Genomic DNA, 18,159 nt, shown 5'->3' on the forward strand with positions numbered 1-18,159 from the left:
TAATGAAGTTAGAATACCTATTTTTTATTCCGGTCGTACTAGAACTAATGGCAGCCGTTACAGCTACCGTTCTGTATGACAAATATAAAGATGCACCTGAGAAATACTTTTTATATTTTTTGTGGTATACATTTTTGGTGGAGGTCATTGGAGCGATTTTAAAAAGGTATTTTGAAGTTGAGAATTATTGGCTGTACAATGCCTATATGATCACTAGCTTTCTGTTTTATTTTAGTTGGTATTATGCGATCTTAAAGAATCTGATCTTTAAAAGAACCGTAATAGTGTTCAGTATACTATTTATGATCGTGGCTTTACTAAGCGTAATTTTTGAAGATTGGGCCGAATATCATAGCTATACATTTGCAATGGGAGCACTATTTGTTTTGGTCTTGACGGTCTTCCACTTTTACCAATTGCTGTATAGCGATGTAGTATTGAACATAAAATACCATCTTGGATTTTGGATATCCATTGCACTATTGTTGTTCTACATGGGGATGCTTCCGTTAATGTTCTTATCCGAATTTCTCGATATTGAAGGCGTTAGCTACCTCATTATATTACTTATTTTAAATGCAATCCTTTATGGTTGCTATATTACAGGGTTCCTATGGACGAAAAAGAAGCACAATTATTTTTAATAATCTTTTCACTCATCGCTTTTTGCTTGGCCCTAACGGTGATCTTTATTTTTATCATCTTTCAGAAGAGAAAAAACAGATTGATTAGAGAACAGCAAGAAGCCGAAAACAGATTTAAGGAAGAGATCATTGAAACTCAGATCGAGATCAAAGAAGATACCTTGCGAAACGTTAGCTGGGAGCTACACGATAATATCGGGCAACTACTAACCTTAGCTAAAATTCAGCTACAAAGCGACCGAGACAACCCCGAAAGCGTAGACCAAGCAATAGAAACCATTGGAACCAGCTTAAACGAATTGCGAAGCTTGTCCAAGATGATTAACCCTTCTGCTTTAAGTAGTGTTTCGCTTTCTCAAGCACTCACCCAAGAAGTAGAACGCTTTAATCGATTAAATTATTTACAAGCTTCGATCCAACATACAGGTGATGATTTTTCACTGGATAACAAGATCGAATTGATCATTTTTAGAATGTTTCAAGAGTTTTTTACCAATACCATGAAACACTCAAAAGCAAGTAACCTTAGTGTTACCGTTGATTGTACCCAAAGCGTCCTTCGAATTACAGCCAAGGACGATGGCGTAGGATTCGACACCGGTACGCTCCACCCCAAAAGTGGTATTGGGCTAACAAATATGAAGAATCGAGCCGAACTAATTGGAGCAAAAGTTACTATAACTTCTCGGCTAAATGAAGGCACCCAATTAGATTTCGTGTATAAAATAAACACATTATGAAATATACTGTAGTGGTCGTCGATGACCATAACTTACTCTCACAAGCCATTGGCGGATTGATCTCCGATTTCGAAGATTTCGAAGTGTTATATCTCTGTAGTAATGGTAAAGAATTACTCGATAAGCTCAAGAACCCTAAGAACATTCCCGATATCGTCCTTATGGATGTAAACATGCCAATAATGAACGGTATCGAAACAACCACAATATTACGTGAAGAATACCCGCAGATTAAAGTGTTGGCACTTTCCATAGAAGAAGACGAAAATATAATCTTAAAAATGTTGCGAGCTGGAGCCAAGGGGTACTTGATGAAAGATACCAGAAAATCTGAATTAAAGAATGCACTTTCCGAAGTAATGGAAAAGGGCTATTACCACACCAATACAGTGGCTAAGGTATTGGTAAACTCATTAAAAACTGAAAAAACAGGTGTTTCCGCACTAAAAGAACGAGAGATCGAATTTATAAAACACGCGTGTACCGAAAAAACCTATAAAGAGATCGCCGATGAAATGTGCCTAAGTTATAAGACCATAGAAGGATATCGCAACGCCCTTTTTGAAAAATTGAATCTGCGCAATCGCACCGGACTCGTAATTTACGCGATCAAGAACAAGATCTATACCCCTTGATCTAAATAACCCTCGATATGGTAAGTCCGTCACGTATAGGAAGCACCACTGTTTCCAACTTCGGGTGTTCATTCAAAGCCTTGTTATACTTTAATAAGGCCTTCGTATCGGCATCATCTGGGGCAACGGCTTGGGTAACCTTGCCGCTCCATAACACATTGTCACTTAATAGTACAGAGCCTTTGGTGAGCTTCGGAAGCACGATCTCTAGATAATTCGGATAATTGTGCTTGTCGGCATCTATAAAGACCAAGTCAAACGTAGGACTAAGCGTAGGGATAATATCCAACGCATTTCCGGTATGTTGCACGATTTGCGAACCATAACCGGAAGCATCAAAATAACGACGCTGTAGATCGTGTAATTCTTCGTTAATATCAATGGTATGTAGTTCGCCACTAGTCTGCATTCCCTCGGCCAAACAAATGGCAGAATAACCGGTATAAGTACCTATCTCCAAAATATATTTTGGAGCGATTAACTTGGAGAGCATGCTCAACACTCTACCTTGCAAATGTCCGCTTAACATTCTTGGGGCTAGTACTTTTTGCCAGGTCTCTCGGCTCAATTGTTGTAGCAATTCAGGTTCGGCTTGCGAATGCTCGATTACGTAATTCTCAATGTGTTCAGGTAGAAAGTCCATTAGCCTAGTATTCGATTTACCAGTTTGGTTTTTGCGGCTTCATCTTCGCCACACAGCCATTGTATCACATTGTCATGCCACATCGCATCACATTCTTCCGAAGAAAGAATATTACGCTCCATCGCCAAGTCGAGGATCTTACCCGGATACGAAGATTGAGGAGCACTCTCCATCTCCCCTAAAGGATAAGGATCATCTAAGCCCACCAACACTTGCTTCGAGCCTTGGTTCTCCACTAGCAATTTTAAAGATCCGGTATCATGAACCAGCGTATCAAAAAAGATGTTCTTATGCCCAACCGATTTTCGTGGGTGAACTTTCCCTTCAAATAGATCGGGTCGCCCGTCAAACCCTTGTATACGACGTCCTAGATTTATTTGTGCCAACTGACCGCCATGGGCAAAACAGGTGCGCATATTCGGATACTTATCAGCATAGCCGTTCAACGTTAAAAAGTGATAGGCGTCTGCACATTGGGCTAACATCCAAATAAGATGAAAACGCCAAGAGGTGTTTTCTAACAAAATAAATTTTTCGCCGTCATACGGATGTATCTCCACCGCCAAATTGTACTTACTTGCAAGTTCAAATATAGGTTCGTTCTCCTCATCAAAAATACAACGCCAAGTCCCTATAGTATCCATATAATGCGTGGGCAGGCACAGTAGTTGTAGTCCCAATTCTTCGACACAGCGCTCAATTTCCCACAGTGCGCCACGCACAAAACCGGGATGCACCACAAATCCACACGTAAATTTCGACGGATGGTCGTGCTGTATCTTGGCATTAAAATCGTTCTGAAATCGCAACGCCTGCTTCATTTCTTCAACGCGCAACCCATTTCCATACAATTGCGACAAATTAAGTACCACTGCATGATCGATCTTAAATCGCTCCATCCAAGCCAACTTCTCATTCAGAAAAAAACTCGAATCGGTTACCGGCCTGCTCCAATTCTTTTGAAGCATGAACTTGCGATCCTTATCCACCCAAAAGATTCCCTTATCCTTCATAAACTGTGGGATCTCCTCGGGATACGGCAATAAATGCGAATGACCGTTTATGCGTAGTTTGCGTTTCATACAATAGTTGGGATTAGTTTAATTTGCTGAAAATTCGTTATCCTATCCATTCGTTGGGCGTGACCCGCCTTTGTCGGGTCGGGCTTTCCGCTGTATCTTTTTTAACGTTGTATAGCTTACAACGGTAACAAAGGATGCCGCTTCAATCCCTCACGCGTACAACTTGGTTAAAGTTACAAAGATTTTGTTCGACCACCATCAACCGGTAAGTTGATGCCATTTATATAGCTGGCAGCTTCGCTGGCTAAAAATCCAACCGCATTGGCGACTTCACCCGGCTGTGCAAATCGACGAGCCGGTACGAGATTCTTCATAAATTCACTGGCTTCTTCTTCGGTCTTGTTCATTTTTTTGGCAGCATTGGCTACTATGTCTTCTAAGCGATCGGTGGCTGTAAACCCGGGCAATACATTATTTACCGTAATTCCAAACTGACCCAATTCGTTGGCCAAGGTCTTGCTCCAATTGGCAACAGCACCGCGAATCGTGTTGCTCACTCCCAAGCCGTCAATTGGTTGCTTTACCGAAGTAGAGATGATATTGATGATGCGTCCGTAATCGGCCTTCTTCATCCCGGGAACAACTGCCTGTACCAAGAGTTGGTTACACACCAAATGTTGAGAGAACGCATTGGTGAATTCCTCGGTATCTGCAGCGAAAACAGGTCCAGGCTTCGGTCCCCCGGTATTGTTCAATAAAATATGAAAGGTCTTATTGGCTGCAGCCTTGTTTACTTTTTCTTTTAATGTTTTGGGATCGTTAAAATCAACGACCAAATAATTGTGTTTTTGCCCATCTTGAAATGGTAGCTCTACTAAAACCGATTTCAACTTATCCTCGTCACGTGCTACCAAGGTCACTGTCGCTCCCATGGCGGCTAACCGCATAGCAGTAGCTTTTCCTATGCCTGCAGTACTTCCGCAGACAAGTGCATTCTTATTTTTTAGGTCTATGTTCATAGTTGATTTTTTTTAAAGCGTATCGTTTAATATACATTATTCATAGCGAATACACACATTTTTCGCTTCCGTAAAGAACCGCAATGCCTCAAAACCACCCTCACGTCCAACACCACTGGCTTTCATTCCTCCAAAAGGCGTTCGCAGATCACGATTGAGCCAAGTATTCACCCAAACGATCCCGGCCTCTAATTCTTTGCTGAGTCGCATGGTTCGATCGATGTTGCTGGTCCATAGCGTAGCTGAAAGTCCGTACTTTACACTATTGGCCATTTGCAGCACTTCGGTTTCAGTATCAAAAGGCATGATGGTCACGACCGGACCAAAGATCTCTTCTTGGTTTACACGACATTGATCATCTTCAATTTCAATTACCGTTGGCTCTAAATAATAGCCTTCTTCAAGTCCCTTTACTTTTACTTCGTCTCCGCCACACAAAACGATACCTCCTTCTTCTTGTGCCAAGGCAATATATCCTTGAACTTTTTTCATATGCGATTTAGAGACCAAGGCTCCAACATTGGTTTTGGCTTCAAAAGGATCACCTACTTTTAACTGCTTTACTTTGACGACGAAATCAGACTTAAATTTATCATAGATCGATCGCTCCACAAAAATCCTGCTTCCGCAGAGACAGATCTGTCCTTGGTTAGCAAAGGAAGAGCGTACTGTGACTGCAAGCATTTTATCATACTCGCAATCTGCAAAAATTAAATTCGGATTCTTGCCACCCAGTTCTAGCGACAACTTTTTAAACATAGGTGCGGCCGTTCTGGCAATATGAGCGCCTGTTTCGGTCCCTCCTGTAAATGAGATTGCCTTTACCTCAGGATGTGCTACTATCGCTTGTCCTGCTTCAGGGCCTGTACCTTGCACAATATTAAGTACGCCTTTGGGTAAACCGGCTTCGTTGCAGATCTCACCCAACAAGTATGCCGTCATAGGTGTGACTTCACTAGGTTTAGCAATTACGGTATTTCCACTCGCCAAGGCCGGAGCGATCTTCCAAGTAAAAAGATACAAAGGGAGATTCCATGGGGAAATACATCCCACTACACCCAATGGCTGTCGTAGTGTAAAGTTCATGGTTTGCAGTCCCACACTTTCATGCGATTCGCTAGAAAATTGTGTTATGGCATTCGCAAAAAAGCGAAAATTGGACGCAGCTCTTGGAATATCTACTGCTAAGGCCAAACTTAGCGGTTTTCCGTTGTCTTTGGCTTCGGCTTCGGCCAATGAAAGCAATCGGTCTTCTAACAGATTACTAATCTTAAGCATGATTCTACTTCGTTCTTCTAAGGTGGTGTTAGACCAAGTAGGAAAGGCTGCTTTGGCCGCTGTATAAGCGCGATCTACATCGGAAGCGTTCGAACGTGTGATCTGCGAATAGACCGCACCATTCGACGGGTTGTAATTATCTAACCACTTCCCACTTTGAGATTCGCAATAGGTTCCATCGATAAAATTTAGGATCTTTTCCATAGCCTTGCTTGTTGTGTACTACAATGGTTTATAAGCCATCGCTTTAATCTCTACCACTAAGTGTGGGTGAGGTAATTGATGCACCGCCACCGTAGTTCGTGCCGGTCCTGTTTCTGCCTTAAAGAATTGACCATACACTTCATTATAACCGGCAAAATCGTTCATATTGACAAGAAAGGTAGTTACATCGACCACGTCTTCCATGGTTGCGTTTTCAGTAGCGAGGTAATCGCGAATGTTTTCGAGTACCGCTTTGGTCTGTTCTTTCACATCCAATCGCATGCTGCCCATCTCATCTACTTGATGCACACCGGCAAAGGTGTTGTCGGGTAGTCGTGAACTCGTACCTGAAACAAAAATAAAATCACCCACACGTTTTACATGTGGATACGCACCTCTTGGTGTGGCTTTTCCGTCAACTAATCTGCTTTTCATACACTTATTTTAAGTTCTTTACCACTGCATCGTCATGCAGGATCTCTTTGGTTTCTCTCTTAACTAATTTCAACTTTTCTTCCAACGACATGTTATCGGGAAATTTTCTGTCGTCTAATAAATTGAGTATGGCCTTGTCTTGAGCCCGACCTTGTTTCAATGCTTGCTCATAACTTATATCTTCGTTGAACGTTACTAGTGAGTATTTAGAGTAATACTGACTAGGGAATTCGGCTTCAAAGGCGGTTTCTAATTTTCTTTTTTGTTGAAACAATTCGCTAGCCGTGTGTTCTTTCATTTCGTGGAAATTGTCAACCGCAAGATCGGCAATCGCATCGGTGTCTTTCTTTCGCATTGCTTCATATTTTTGAAAAACCAACTTCCAGTCGAGTGCCGACCCGGAACTGTTTTCTTCATGTGCTCCCAATAAGGCGTCAAAAACCAATACGTCTTCAAAAGAAGCATTCATACCTTGACCGTAGAACGGAACGATCGCGTGCGCCGCATCGCCCAGCAATAAGGTTTTACCATAGCTGCTCCATGGTGAACATTTTATGGTTCCCAATGGACCTGTTGGGTTTCCGAAGAACTCTTCAACCAGATTGGGCATCAATGCTACCGCATCCGGAAATTCTTGTTTAAAATATCGATTTACCATCTCGGGCGTAGTTAACGTATCGAAACAATAGTCGCTATTAGAATACGGCAGGAACAAGGTCACAGTAAAACTACCGTCCAAATTTGGTAAGGCGATTAGCATATCTTCCCCACGCGGCCAAATATGCAATGCATTTTTATGAGTTCGATAACCTCCATTCTTGGCCGGAGGTATCGAAATTTCTTTATATCCGTGCGTTAGCCATTCTTGAGAATAGCTGAAGAGAAATTTTTTATGTAGGAACATGCTCTTGCGGACAGCAGAGCCCGCTCCATCGGTTCCAAACAACACATCGCCACTCATTTCGACTTCTGTGTTGTTTTCGTAATTTTTAAAGGTAGCTTTTGCTTCGGAAAGTGCTACCGATTTACAACCGTGGTTAAAGTAGATCGTTACATTGTCCATGGCTTCAGCAGCATCTAACAACAAACTGTTAAGACCGGGTCTCGACACCGAATTTATATATTCATTAGTTCGTCCACTGTACTTGCTCAAAAAAGTATTGCCTTTTTTATCGTGGATCATTCGGCCGTGCATTGGAATACACAGTTCTTTTACGGCTTCTTCAACTCCTGCGAGTCGCAATGCTTTTAAACCGCGATTAGATAATGCTAGATTGATCGATCGCCCTGCATCTTGATCGATCTTGCGAAGGTCGGGTCGTTTTTCGACCAAAGTGATTCTATAGCCGCGCTGGGCCATCCGAAGTGCGAGTAAGCTACCACAGAGACCGGCTCCAATTATTAAGAGATGTTGCTTTTCGGACCTCATGTACGTAAAATGTTTTTTAAGCGGGTTACAAAATGATATACGTCTTCAAAACTATTGTAGAGCGGAGCAGGCGCCACACGAATTACATCAGGTTCTCGCCAATCGCTAATCACGCCGGCTCCTGTTAATTTAGCATGCATTTGCTTGTCGGTCTCTGCCACTTGAATAGAAAGTTGACAGCCACGTTCTTCCGGGTTCGTTGGGGTAATAATTGAAATACGTTCATCCTGAAGGTCGTTAAGTAGAAATTCGAGATAACCGGTAAGCCGTTTGGATTTTTCTCTTAAATTCATTATTCCGGCCTCGGCAAATAGATCAAGTGACGCGCGAATTGCAGCCATGGAGAGAATTGGCGGATTACTTAATTGCCAACCTTCTGCACCCGGCAGAGCATCAAATTCGTGTCGCATGTTAAACCTAGTGTGTTTGTTGTGTCCCCACCAGCCGGCGAAGCGTTGTAATTCTTTATTGTCTGCATGTCGCTCGTGTACAAAACAGCCACCTAAACTTCCAGGTCCGCTGTTCAGATATTTATACGTACACCAAACTGCGAAATCGGCACCGCTCTCATGAAGGTTTGGTACAATGTTTCCGACGCCATGCGCAAGATCAAATCCAACGATGCATCCATGTTTATGACCAAGTTCCGTTATTTTCTGAAGCGGGAACGACTGCCCGGTGTAATAATTTGTACTACCGATCATTAGCAAAGCGATCGCATCACCTTGTTCGTTCATAATGGCCTCTAAATCTTCAAAACGGCACAGGTCTTCTCCTTGTCGTGGTTTCCAAAGTATTAATCCGTCGCTAGGATCGATTCCGTGAAATCGCAACTGACTTTCCACTGCGTATTTATCGGAGGGAAAGGCATCACTTTCGATCACGATCTTGTATCGAGCTTTTGTTGGACGGTAAAACGACACCATCATTAAATGTAGGTTGGTGGTGAGCGTGTTCATAATAACCACTTCTTGTGGTTTAGCACCTACGACATCAGCCATCGCTTGGGTTAGAAATTCGTGATACGGCATCCAAGGATGCTTTGCATCTGTGTGGCCTTCTACGCCTAAGGCCGCCCAATCGTCTAGTTCTTGTTGTAGATAGGACGCGGTAGACTTTGGTTGTAGGCCCAATGAATTTCCGCAGAGATAGATCAGTGGGTCACCATTTGTGTGGGTGGGAATATGAAATTTTTCTCTAAAGGAGCGAAGGGAATCATTTTGATCTTGTTCTTTAGCGTATGTAAGTGTGTTTTCCATTGTTATTGAACCGAAATATCTGAAAAGTAGAGTTTAAATGTTCCGGTACTGTCCGTATGCATTTTTGCGATTTTAATCGAGTTGAACGTTTCGTAATCTTCCCAAGTGGTTGCCATGGTAGGCACCGAATCATTTCCTTTTCTAAAAATCCATTCGCGTACTATAAAATCATCCGAATAGAAGAAATCGTAGGCATCTCCGGGCGTATATCCGCCCTCGTTCGAATAGGTCACGGTTAATTGATTTAAAGTGTCTTTGGAAATAGGAGCGACCACGTTCTTTTTTTCGGTAAAGGAAGTGCCTTCGTCCCACATAAGATTAAACGGCGCAAGTAGCCAGTACTTATCATTAATAAAGGCTTGGTCGGCCTTAATTGAGGTACTGTCCAGTTGCGATCGGTTGTATTGAATGGTATCGTTAGCCGATTGCAGCATTACCGTATTTTTTTTTGGATGCCATGTCCAAGTACGTTCAAAGTGATTTTCGCCTCTGTCTACATTAAAGGTAAATTGAATGCGTGCTACAGAATCCCAGTGTTCATAACCGTTTTTATATGCGATCGCCTCTACGGTAGTAAGAGTATCGTTGTTTTTTGTTGTTTCTTCGGAAGCTTCCGAAGTCGCGATATCGTTCTTACAACTTATAAAAAATAGGCAACAGCAGCAAAGGAGTGCGAATCGAAACATGGAGAATGGTTTTTCAGTAAAAATACATAAACTATTAATGTTGCCATAATTTTCGTATTTTTAAATATGGCTACAAACAAAGAATATACAAATGGTGAGGTGACGGTAACATGGAACCCTAAATTGTGTATACATTCGGGTAAATGTACCAAAGGGCTTCCTGCGGTATTTAGACCCAAAGTGCGACCTTGGGTACAAATCAATAATGCAACCACAGACGAGATCATAGAAACGGTAAACGCTTGCCCCAGTGGTGCGCTAAGCCACTATATGAATGCCATGGGACAAACAGAGGTAGATAAGGAAGACAAAAAGGATATGATTAAAGTAGAAGTGATGGAAGGCGGACCACTTATGGTCTATGGCGCATTGGCGGTGAAGCACGATGATGGTAGGGAAGAGCAAAAGCACAAGGCCACTGCATTTTGTCGCTGCGGAAAATCCGGGAACAAACCATTTTGTGATGGTTCGCATAAATAAGATATGGAAGTAGTGGTTACACAAAATGAAGCGCGTAAGCGTTTTGAAGCAGAGGTAAACAATAAGTTAGCACTTATAGAATACATAAAGACAAAAGACAAGATCTATCTAACCCACACCGAAGTGCCTAACGAACTAGAAGGGCAGGGAATCGCATCTAGCATGGTGAAACAGGTTCTCAATCGTATTCGTGAACAGGAACTGGCACTTATTCCTTTGTGTCCGTTCGTCGCAGGATATGTGAATCGGCATCCGGAATATGCATCCTTGCTTGCAAAAGGCTATAATGTGTAAAAGCCCTTTTAGAAAACGATCTAAAAGGGCTTCAACATAAGAAGGAAGTATAGATTAATCTACGGCATCTTCAGCATCATCTACCACATCTTCTACTTCGTCTTCTACTGTATTTGTTTCGCGGCAGCCAATAAAGCTAGTGCCTAATAATCCGACTGCAAATAACATTAAAATTGTTTTTCTCATAATAGTTTGGTTTAAAAGTTAGTTGTTAGTTAAGGTCTTCGGCCTGTTGCTAACCGATAAAGTATACCGATGATAGCAAGTACCAATAAAATGTGAATTAAACTACCAACAGCATCGCCGAAACCGAAGTATCCAACTAGCCATCCAATAATTAAAATTACGACAATCAACCAGATTAAATCTCTCATAAGGATTGGTGTTTAAATTAGTTACTTAAAAGTACAGGAATCAATTATACCAAAAAAGAGGTTTAACCTTGGTTTAACGAATGTTGTTAGTAATTAGTGAAATATGATCACCGGTAATTTTGAAACTTTTTGGAGTGTTGGCGCCTTCAAAATAGTATTTTAGCGTAAAATTTATTCCATGGATTACCACAAAGCCTTTGAAACCAATCGTGAAACTTGGAACAAGAAAGTGGCTATTCACGCGGCAAGTGATTTTTACGACCTACAAGCGTTTAAGCAAGGTGCCAATAGTTTAAAATCATATGAGCTAGCAGCCTTAGGAGATGTTGCCGGAAAGTCATTGCTGCACCTGCAATGTCACTTTGGACAAGATACATTAAGTTGGTCACGCATGGGTGCCAGCTGTACAGGAGTCGATATCAGCGAAGAGGCGATCAAGCTCGCAAGACAACTTAATACAGAATTAGAGTTGGATGCAGAATTTGTGTGTTGTAATGTATTGGACACAAGCAATAATGTTTCTAAGACCTTCGATATTGTGTTTACTAGTTATGGTGTAATTGGCTGGCTTCCCGATCTTAAGCCTTGGGCAAAGATGATCGCAGAACGATTGAAAACCGGCGGCGTATTTTATATGGTCGAATTCCACCCGATCGCCTGGATGTTCGATTATACGGTAGCACCACCTGCTATGCGCTATGGCTATAGGCAAGAAGATGCAATTTATGAAGAATACCAAGGCACCTATGCCGCAACCGATTCAGAAATGACTAGTAAGGAGTATGGATGGAATCATGGCTTAAGTGACGTGGTAACAGCATTATGTGAAGCCGGATTGACCATCGAATATTTAAACGAACACGAGGCATCGCCCTATGATGTTTTTCCAAATTTAGAAAAACAATCCAACGGGATGTATAGACTGCCGGAAGGGTTATATCCATTATTATTCGAACTTAAAGCCTCCAAAAAATAAAGAAGCAGCCAATGAGTGGCTGCTTCTTTTATAAGGTTTGCATCTTAATGGGATGCATCTTCTTTAAGTATGTCAGGAAATTTTTCCTGAAATCTTTTTAAACGAGGTATGGATACATTCTGTATGTATGGATTCCCAGGATTATTTTCTTCATAATCTTGATGGTACTCTTCGGCTTTCCAAAACTTTTCAAACGGCATCACTTCTGCGGCCACTTCATCGTTGGTAAGTTCTGCGTTTAATTCTGCGATTTTATCATTGATAATTTTTTTCTGGGCATCGTTCTGATAAAAGATGATCGAACGGTATTGTGAACCTCGATCCGGACCTTGTCCGTTCTCTCGTGTAATATTTTGTGAACCAAAATATACATCTACTAACGTTTTAAAGCTTACCACATTCGGATCGTAGATCACTTCTACTGCTTCAGCATGCCCGGTACGACCTGTGTTGCTCGATTCGTAGGTAGGATTCTTTGTATGGCCGCCGCTATAGCCCGATATGGCTTCTTCTACACCTTTAACACTTTCGTAAATGGCTTCAACACACCAAAAACAGCCACTTGCAAAATAAGCGCGCTCCATGCCATTTTGGGCAGGAACTTCGACGGGAGTGATTTCTTTTTGGGCTACGTTATCTTTCGAATTATCCTTGTTAGAAGGTTTACAAGCAGCGGTAGTAGCAAACAGTATACATGCAGTTACTAATAGTGTGTATTTTTTCATCTCTTTTTCTTTTTTTTACTCTGACGGATTTCGTTTTAAATCCTTTCAATAAGGTAATAAAAAAAGCCCTCACAATACGTGAAGGCTTTGTTATACAAATGCTAAAGTGTTACTATTTTACTTTATCGAATAGTTTGTCCATTTTTTCTTTTTCTTCGGAAGCCAACTCAGGGTCCACCAATATACGACCACTGTGCTCATCGGTAATGATCTTTTTGCGAGAAGCGATCTCCATTTGCACCTGTGGTGGAATGGTAAAGAAAGATCCTCCAGAGGCCCCTCTTTCTACAGGCACTACAGCGAGACCATTCTTAACATTGGTTCTAATTCTGTGGTAGGCCTTTACCAATCGGTCTTCGATCTTTTTCTCGTAGCTGTCTGACTCCTTCATCAAGGCTTTTTCTTCTTTTTCAGTTTCAGCTAAGATCTCATCCAATTCGTTTTGTTTGTGCTTTAAATGCTCTTCACGTTCTTTTAAACGCTCTTTGGTTTCATCGATCACTGCTTTTTTCTGCTCGATCTGTGCCTTGAATTCTTTAATGTGCTTATCGGCCAACTGGATTTCAAGCTCTTGAAACTCGATCTCTTTGCTTAAAGAGTTGTATTCTCGATTGTTTCGAACATTGTCCTGCTGTGCAGTATATTTTTTAATAAGTGATTTTGCTTCCTCGATGAGGTTCTTTTTGCCTTTGATATCCTCCTCGAACACCTCAAGCTCATCTTTCAGTTTATCAAGACGCGTATTCATACCGGCCACTTCATCTTCTAAGTCTTCCACTTCTAAAGGGAGCTCACCACGTACATTTCTAATTTCATCGATTCGAGAGTCGATCAATTGAAGATCGTACAACGCTCTTAATTTTTCTTCTACAGTAATTTCGGTCTTTTTTGCCATATTCTAATAATAGCTAATAGGATTGGTGTTTGTTTGTGATAAAACGATCCTGCCTTCCGGCAAGGCAGCTGCAAAATTACTAATTTTTTTTGTAAGGACATTAACTAAAAGGTCTTTTGTGTATTGCTCACTTTCATAATGTCCAATATCGGCTAATAGTATTTTATTCTCTGCTTTAAAAAAGTCATGATATTTTAAATCGGCCGTCACGAACGCATCCGCTCCGGCTCGCTTGGCGGCTTCAATCGCAAAACTGCCGCTACCTCCCAACACGGCTACCGTTCGTATGTCTTTCCGAAGTAATTGAGAATGACGTACACAACCGGTCTTCATCTTATCTTTCAGAAGCGCTAAGAATTCCTCTTCTGTAACCGCTCTCGATAAATCACCTACCATGCCCATACCTAAATGTTGATTGGTGTTTTCTAAGGTAGTAAGTTCGTACGCAACTTCTTCGTAAGGATGTGCCTTGAACAACGCCGATAGCACGCTAGATTGCAAATGCTTTTGGAAGGTGATCCCAATTTGTACTTCCGCTTCAGAATGTGTTTCTCCTTTTTTTCCCACCGTCGGATTCGAATCTTCATTACCTTTAAAAGTACCTTTCCCCGTTACATTAAAACTGCAGTGATCGTAATTACCTATTGCACCCGCTCCGGCATTAAAAAGTGCTTCGCGAACAGCATCGGCTTCATTCTCTGGCACAAAGGTGACTAGTTTTTTTACCGTTGCTTTTTTCGGAATTAAAATTCGTCGGTTCGTAAGTCCTAATTGCTCACATATCATTGCGTTTACACCATTCCAGTCGTTATCAAGTGCGGTGTGTATGGCATATATATGAATATCATTTTTGATGGCTTTTTGCACGACTCGCTCCACATAATTGCTACCGGTGATCTGTTTTAATCCTGAAAACACTATGGGATGAAAACTCACAATGAAGTTACAATTATTGGCTATCGCCTCGTCTACCACTGCTTCTAGCGTATCTAAGGTGACAAGGATACCCGTAACTGTAGCTTCGGAATTTCCTACCAATAGTCCTGTATTGTCAAAATCTTCAGCATAGTCCCTAGGGGCTATAGATTCCAAAATTTGTATCACTTCCTGTACCTTCATGGTTTTCTATTTTACGGTAAAGATAAAAAAGTTACTTTCGTTATATGAAATTGCTTCGGAAACTTCTTTTTCCTTTTTCACTTCTATATGGTGTAATAACCTATTTGCGAAACAAAGCCTATGATAAAGGGTGGCTGTCTAGTAAGCAGTACGATCTACCCGTTATCTGCGTAGGCAACCTTTCGGTGGGCGGCACCGGTAAATCTCCTATGATAGAATACCTACTGAGTTTTCTCTCCACCGACTATAAAGTGGCGGTATTAAGCCGTGGATATAAGCGAAAAACAAGTGGTTTTTTAGAAGTGTTAGAAACACATACGGCTGCAGAAGTTGGTGATGAACCGCGACAGATCAAACAAAACTTTAATCAGGTAACCGTGGCGGTTTGCGCCGATAGACAAGAAGGCATCGAGCGGCTAAAACAACAAGCTGAAGTTATTTTATTAGACGATGCGTTTCAGCATAGAAAAGTGGTTGCTTCCACGAATATACTACTCACCCCCTTCGACGATCTATACATTCACGATTCAATGTTGCCAACCGGCAATTTGCGTGAACCAAGGGCAGGAGCGAAGCGAGCCGATATAATTGTAGTAACCAAATGTCCCGATGGAGTCGCGTATTCGAAATTGCAAGAGATCCAATATGCATTAGGATTGCAATCACATCAAAAACTATATTTTTCAAAAATTAGTTATGATTCACAAATATTCGGTATTTCAGAAACACTTCCATTGCATTATTTGGCAGACAAGCGATTTACACTGGTAACCGGAATTGCGAATCCAAAACCATTGGTTGAATTTTTACTTCGGAAAGAATTTGATTTTTCGCATGAAAAGTTTCCCGATCATCACAATTTCACTGACACTGAAATTAAACGACTACAACAAAAGGAGTTGATCATTACTACCGAAAAGGATTTTATGCGATTACAACCAAAGCTGAAAAAGTTTGCTTTGTATTACTTGCCTATTAAGACGCATATTTTAAATGATCAGGAACAGTTTTTCAAGGAATTGATTCAGCGTCGTATAAGAGAAGCGATGCATTAACTGCCAATAGGCGCGTTCTTGCTTTCAAGGGTACGATAGATCTTTTCGAAGAAGTCTTCTGTTTTAAATGGCTTCGGAATAATTTCGTTGAATCCGGCGCGATAGAAGTCATCTAGATTCTCATCTATCGTTACCGCAGTCAGAGCTAAAATTGGAATCTGCTTATTAAACTCTCGTATTTTTTGAGTGGCTTCGATTCCGCTAATGCCCGGCATGTGAATATCCATTAGTATTACATCGAAATCATTTTCTTTCACCATTTTAATAGCGTCCATCCCATTGTCTGCTACCAAACACTTCATCTTGTTCTTCTCTAAGATCTTTTTGGTGATCATTTGGTTGATCTTATTGTCCTCTACAACTAAGACGCTTCTGTTCTCTAAAGCAACATAATCTACATCGTATATAACGTTTCTCGGATTCTTGTCTTCTTGTATTTCTTCAGCAATACCAAAATTGATATTAAACCAAAACTTTGAACCTTTCCCGAGCTGACTCTCTAAATGGATCTTACTGTCCATCAACTCTAACAAATTCCTAACGATGGATAATCCAAGTCCGGTACCACCAAACTTCCGATTGATTTGCAATGATGCTTGTGAGAAGGTCTCGAAAATACTCTTTTGTTTTTTCTTAGAAATTCCAACCCCATTATCTTCGATCTCGAAATGCAGGGTGACCTTATTTTGCTTCTGCCCAATATTCTTAATTCGCACCACGACATCACCATTCTGAGTAAACTTCACTGAGTTCCCAATTAAATTGATCAAGACTTGAGATAATTTAAGTGGGTCACCCATTAATTTGTTTGGGATGCTTTCGTCAAACTCAAGATGGAGGTTGTTCTTGCGGTCGTCTGCCGATTTCTTTAAGGCTATAAGTACATCGTTTATACGTTTCTTTAGATTAAAGCTGGTTTTTTCGATCTCAACCTTATTAGCTTCAAGCTTATTTAAGTCTAGAATATTGTTGATCAACGACAAAAGATAGTCTCCCGAAAATTTTAATGAATTTAAATGGTCCTTTTGATGTGGTTTTGGATCCTCTTCTAATAACAGATGTGTAAGTCCGGTTACAGCATAAAGCGGTGTTCGTAGTTCATGCGTAATCGTCGACAAGAACTGTGCTTTCGCTAACGATGCTTTTTCGGCCTTTTCTTTGGCTAGTTGCAGTTCACTATTCTTATCCTGTAACAAGTCGTTTGCCTTGGCCCGTAAATTATTGTTCTTATATAACGATAAAGTTAACAACGATAAGATCACGATAAGAGCGATACTTAAACCAGTTGTCATCTTACCAAAGTTTATCGACTTTTGCTGCTTATCCAGATCATCCTTTTGCGTGGCGATGATCTCGTTAAGATCTCCGACATTGGCTTCAGATTCTACACTTTTCGAAACCGCATTTAAGTAGACTTGATACAGCGAATCACTTTTTCTTTCATACAAATCGATGTTGCGTTGGGCCTCGCTGTATTGGTTGCTCTTCATTGCCAGATAAGAGGCAATTCGATAACTTTCAATTCTTAATTTGTTAAAATTGTGCGTATCGATGATCTGTGATGCGTTTGCTAAGGCTGTTCTTGCCTGCTGTAGCACATTTTGATTGGCTGCATTGTTAAGATAATGAAGCGCCTCGGCTTTGTTTAGATAAGCCGTTGCTTCTTGATACGGTGAATCGTGGTCTCTAAATAATGGAATGGCCGCTTCAAAATAATTAATAGCAGGGGTGTAGTTGCCTTTTTTTAATTCGAGCAGTCCAAAACCTAAAATCACATTGGCTTGATTCAACTCATCGTTCTGCTTGGTATAGATCTTATCGGCATCTTTTAAAAATCGCTCTGAAGCATTGTAATCTCCCATTTTGGTCAATACCAGACCTTTTAAGAGGTAGGCTTGTGCCAACGCAGCTTGATCATTGTTCTTTTCTAGGAATACCAAGGCATTGTCTAATTCTCTTGACGCTTTGGTATAATTCTGTAAATAATAATGTAATTCAGCCGTATGTAGACGTACAGCGATCTTAGCAGGGATGTCTTGAATTCTTGCGGCTAATTTATTTGCTTTATTCAATTCTAGGACGGCCGTGTCGAAATCTTGTTTAGACATGGCCTCATAGGCTTGCTGTCGATACGTCTCAATTTGTACAATAGAGTCGTTCTTGCGCTCCTGTGCCGAGAGGACAGAAACGGCCATAAACAACAGCAGATTAAGGGCTACTAGGTAGCTTTTTTGTAAGACAGGGCGC

At 41.1% G+C, this 18,159-nt stretch carries 20 protein-coding genes; 7 read left to right on the forward strand and 13 right to left on the reverse strand.

Annotated elements, in window-relative coordinates; translation table 11 throughout:
* Positions 1-2: 2 nt before the first annotated feature.
* The 3 genes from DWA30_RS12910 to DWA30_RS12920 are packed head-to-tail and all read left to right on the forward strand — an operon-like array spanning position 3 to position 2,019.
* Complete coding sequence (locus DWA30_RS12910) at positions 3-644, forward strand: hypothetical protein (protein ID WP_136073211.1); 642 nt, start codon at positions 3-5, stop codon at positions 642-644.
* On the forward strand, positions 614-1,384 hold the full coding sequence (locus tag DWA30_RS12915) for a sensor histidine kinase (RefSeq protein ID WP_114492945.1): 771 nt from the start codon (positions 614-616) through the stop codon (positions 1,382-1,384). The genes DWA30_RS12910 and DWA30_RS12915 overlap by 31 nt, the downstream gene beginning before the upstream one ends.
* The gene (locus tag DWA30_RS12920) at positions 1,378-2,019 is read left to right on the forward strand and encodes a response regulator (protein WP_438829903.1); all 642 of its coding nucleotides are present in this window, start codon (positions 1,378-1,380) and stop codon (positions 2,017-2,019) included. Before DWA30_RS12915 ends, DWA30_RS12920 begins: the two co-directional genes overlap by 7 nt.
* A 1-nt stretch (position 2,020) precedes the next feature.
* Here DWA30_RS12920 and DWA30_RS12925 read toward each other — a convergent pair whose 3' ends face one another.
* From DWA30_RS12925 to DWA30_RS12960, 8 genes are all read right to left on the reverse strand, one after another.
* Entirely contained in the window at positions 2,021-2,662 is a 642-nt protein-coding gene (locus DWA30_RS12925) for an O-methyltransferase (protein WP_114492947.1), read from the reverse strand.
* A complete protein-coding gene (locus DWA30_RS12930) occupies positions 2,662-3,744 on the reverse strand; it encodes an amidohydrolase family protein (protein WP_114492948.1) in 1,083 nt (360 codons plus the stop codon). Before DWA30_RS12930 ends, DWA30_RS12925 begins: the two co-directional genes overlap by 1 nt.
* Positions 3,745-3,917: 173 nt before the next feature.
* The gene (locus DWA30_RS12935; RefSeq protein WP_114492949.1) at positions 3,918-4,703 is read right to left on the reverse strand and encodes an SDR family oxidoreductase; all 786 of its coding nucleotides are present in this window, start codon (positions 4,701-4,703) and stop codon (positions 3,918-3,920) included.
* 36 nt (positions 4,704-4,739) lie between these two features.
* The gene (locus DWA30_RS12940) at positions 4,740-6,185 is read right to left on the reverse strand and encodes an aldehyde dehydrogenase (protein WP_114492950.1); all 1,446 of its coding nucleotides are present in this window, start codon (positions 6,183-6,185) and stop codon (positions 4,740-4,742) included.
* Between the two features lie 18 nt (positions 6,186-6,203).
* Entirely contained in the window at positions 6,204-6,620 is a 417-nt protein-coding gene (locus tag DWA30_RS12945) for a RidA family protein (protein ID WP_114492951.1), read from the reverse strand.
* 4 nt (positions 6,621-6,624) lie between these two features.
* The gene (locus tag DWA30_RS12950; RefSeq protein ID WP_114492952.1) at positions 6,625-8,049 is read right to left on the reverse strand and encodes an FAD-dependent oxidoreductase; all 1,425 of its coding nucleotides are present in this window, start codon (positions 8,047-8,049) and stop codon (positions 6,625-6,627) included.
* Positions 8,046-9,308, reverse strand: coding sequence for a kynureninase (gene kynU, locus DWA30_RS12955; protein ID WP_114492953.1), 1,263 nt, complete (start codon positions 9,306-9,308; stop codon positions 8,046-8,048). The genes DWA30_RS12950 and kynU overlap by 4 nt, the downstream gene beginning before the upstream one ends.
* 2 nt (positions 9,309-9,310) lie before the next feature.
* Positions 9,311-9,994 carry a hypothetical protein gene (locus DWA30_RS12960; RefSeq protein ID WP_114492954.1) on the reverse strand — a complete coding sequence of 228 codons (684 nt, stop codon included), beginning with the start codon at positions 9,992-9,994 and terminating at the stop codon, positions 9,311-9,313.
* A gap of 66 nt (positions 9,995-10,060) precedes the next feature.
* On the opposite strand from DWA30_RS12960, the gene DWA30_RS12965 reads away from it, so the two are divergent.
* Positions 10,061-10,474: a (4Fe-4S)-binding protein gene (locus DWA30_RS12965; protein WP_114492955.1), complete on the forward strand. Its 414-nt coding sequence runs from the start codon at positions 10,061-10,063 to the stop codon at positions 10,472-10,474.
* A 3-nt stretch (positions 10,475-10,477) separates the two neighbouring features.
* Entirely contained in the window at positions 10,478-10,768 is a 291-nt protein-coding gene (locus DWA30_RS12970; protein WP_114492956.1) for a GNAT family N-acetyltransferase, read from the forward strand.
* A gap of 215 nt (positions 10,769-10,983) precedes the next feature.
* Here the strand turns inward: DWA30_RS12970 and DWA30_RS12975 are convergent, their stop codons facing one another.
* The gene (locus DWA30_RS12975; RefSeq protein WP_114492957.1) at positions 10,984-11,142 is read right to left on the reverse strand and encodes a lmo0937 family membrane protein; all 159 of its coding nucleotides are present in this window, start codon (positions 11,140-11,142) and stop codon (positions 10,984-10,986) included.
* Between the two features lie 178 nt (positions 11,143-11,320).
* Here DWA30_RS12975 and DWA30_RS12980 point away from each other — a divergent pair, with 178 nt between their 5' ends.
* Positions 11,321-12,118 carry a class I SAM-dependent methyltransferase gene (locus tag DWA30_RS12980; RefSeq protein WP_114492958.1) on the forward strand — a complete coding sequence of 266 codons (798 nt, stop codon included), beginning with the start codon at positions 11,321-11,323 and terminating at the stop codon, positions 12,116-12,118.
* A 44-nt stretch (positions 12,119-12,162) separates the two neighbouring features.
* Here DWA30_RS12980 and msrA read toward each other — a convergent pair whose 3' ends face one another.
* The 3 genes from msrA to DWA30_RS12995 form a co-directional block, all read right to left on the reverse strand.
* Entirely contained in the window at positions 12,163-12,843 is a 681-nt protein-coding gene (gene msrA / locus DWA30_RS12985) for a peptide-methionine (S)-S-oxide reductase MsrA (protein WP_114492959.1), read from the reverse strand.
* A gap of 112 nt (positions 12,844-12,955) precedes the next feature.
* Entirely contained in the window at positions 12,956-13,738 is a 783-nt protein-coding gene (locus tag DWA30_RS12990) for a zinc ribbon domain-containing protein (protein ID WP_114492960.1), read from the reverse strand.
* 3 nt (positions 13,739-13,741) lie between these two features.
* Positions 13,742-14,857, reverse strand: coding sequence for a Nif3-like dinuclear metal center hexameric protein (locus tag DWA30_RS12995; RefSeq protein WP_114492961.1), 1,116 nt, complete (start codon positions 14,855-14,857; stop codon positions 13,742-13,744).
* Positions 14,858-14,901: 44 nt separating this feature from the next.
* Here DWA30_RS12995 and lpxK point away from each other — a divergent pair, with 44 nt between their 5' ends.
* The gene (gene lpxK / locus DWA30_RS13000) at positions 14,902-15,912 is read left to right on the forward strand and encodes a tetraacyldisaccharide 4'-kinase (RefSeq protein WP_114492962.1); all 1,011 of its coding nucleotides are present in this window, start codon (positions 14,902-14,904) and stop codon (positions 15,910-15,912) included.
* Here lpxK and DWA30_RS13005 read toward each other — a convergent pair.
* Entirely contained in the window at positions 15,909-18,107 is a 2,199-nt protein-coding gene (locus DWA30_RS13005) for a response regulator (protein ID WP_114492975.1), read from the reverse strand. The genes lpxK and DWA30_RS13005 overlap by 4 nt on opposite strands.
* Positions 18,108-18,159: the final 52 nt, after the last annotated feature.

Origin of the sequence: Candidatus Ulvibacter alkanivorans (genome assembly GCF_003333325.1) — a bacterium.
GTDB lineage: Bacteria > Bacteroidota > Bacteroidia > Flavobacteriales > Flavobacteriaceae > Ulvibacter_A > Ulvibacter_A alkanivorans.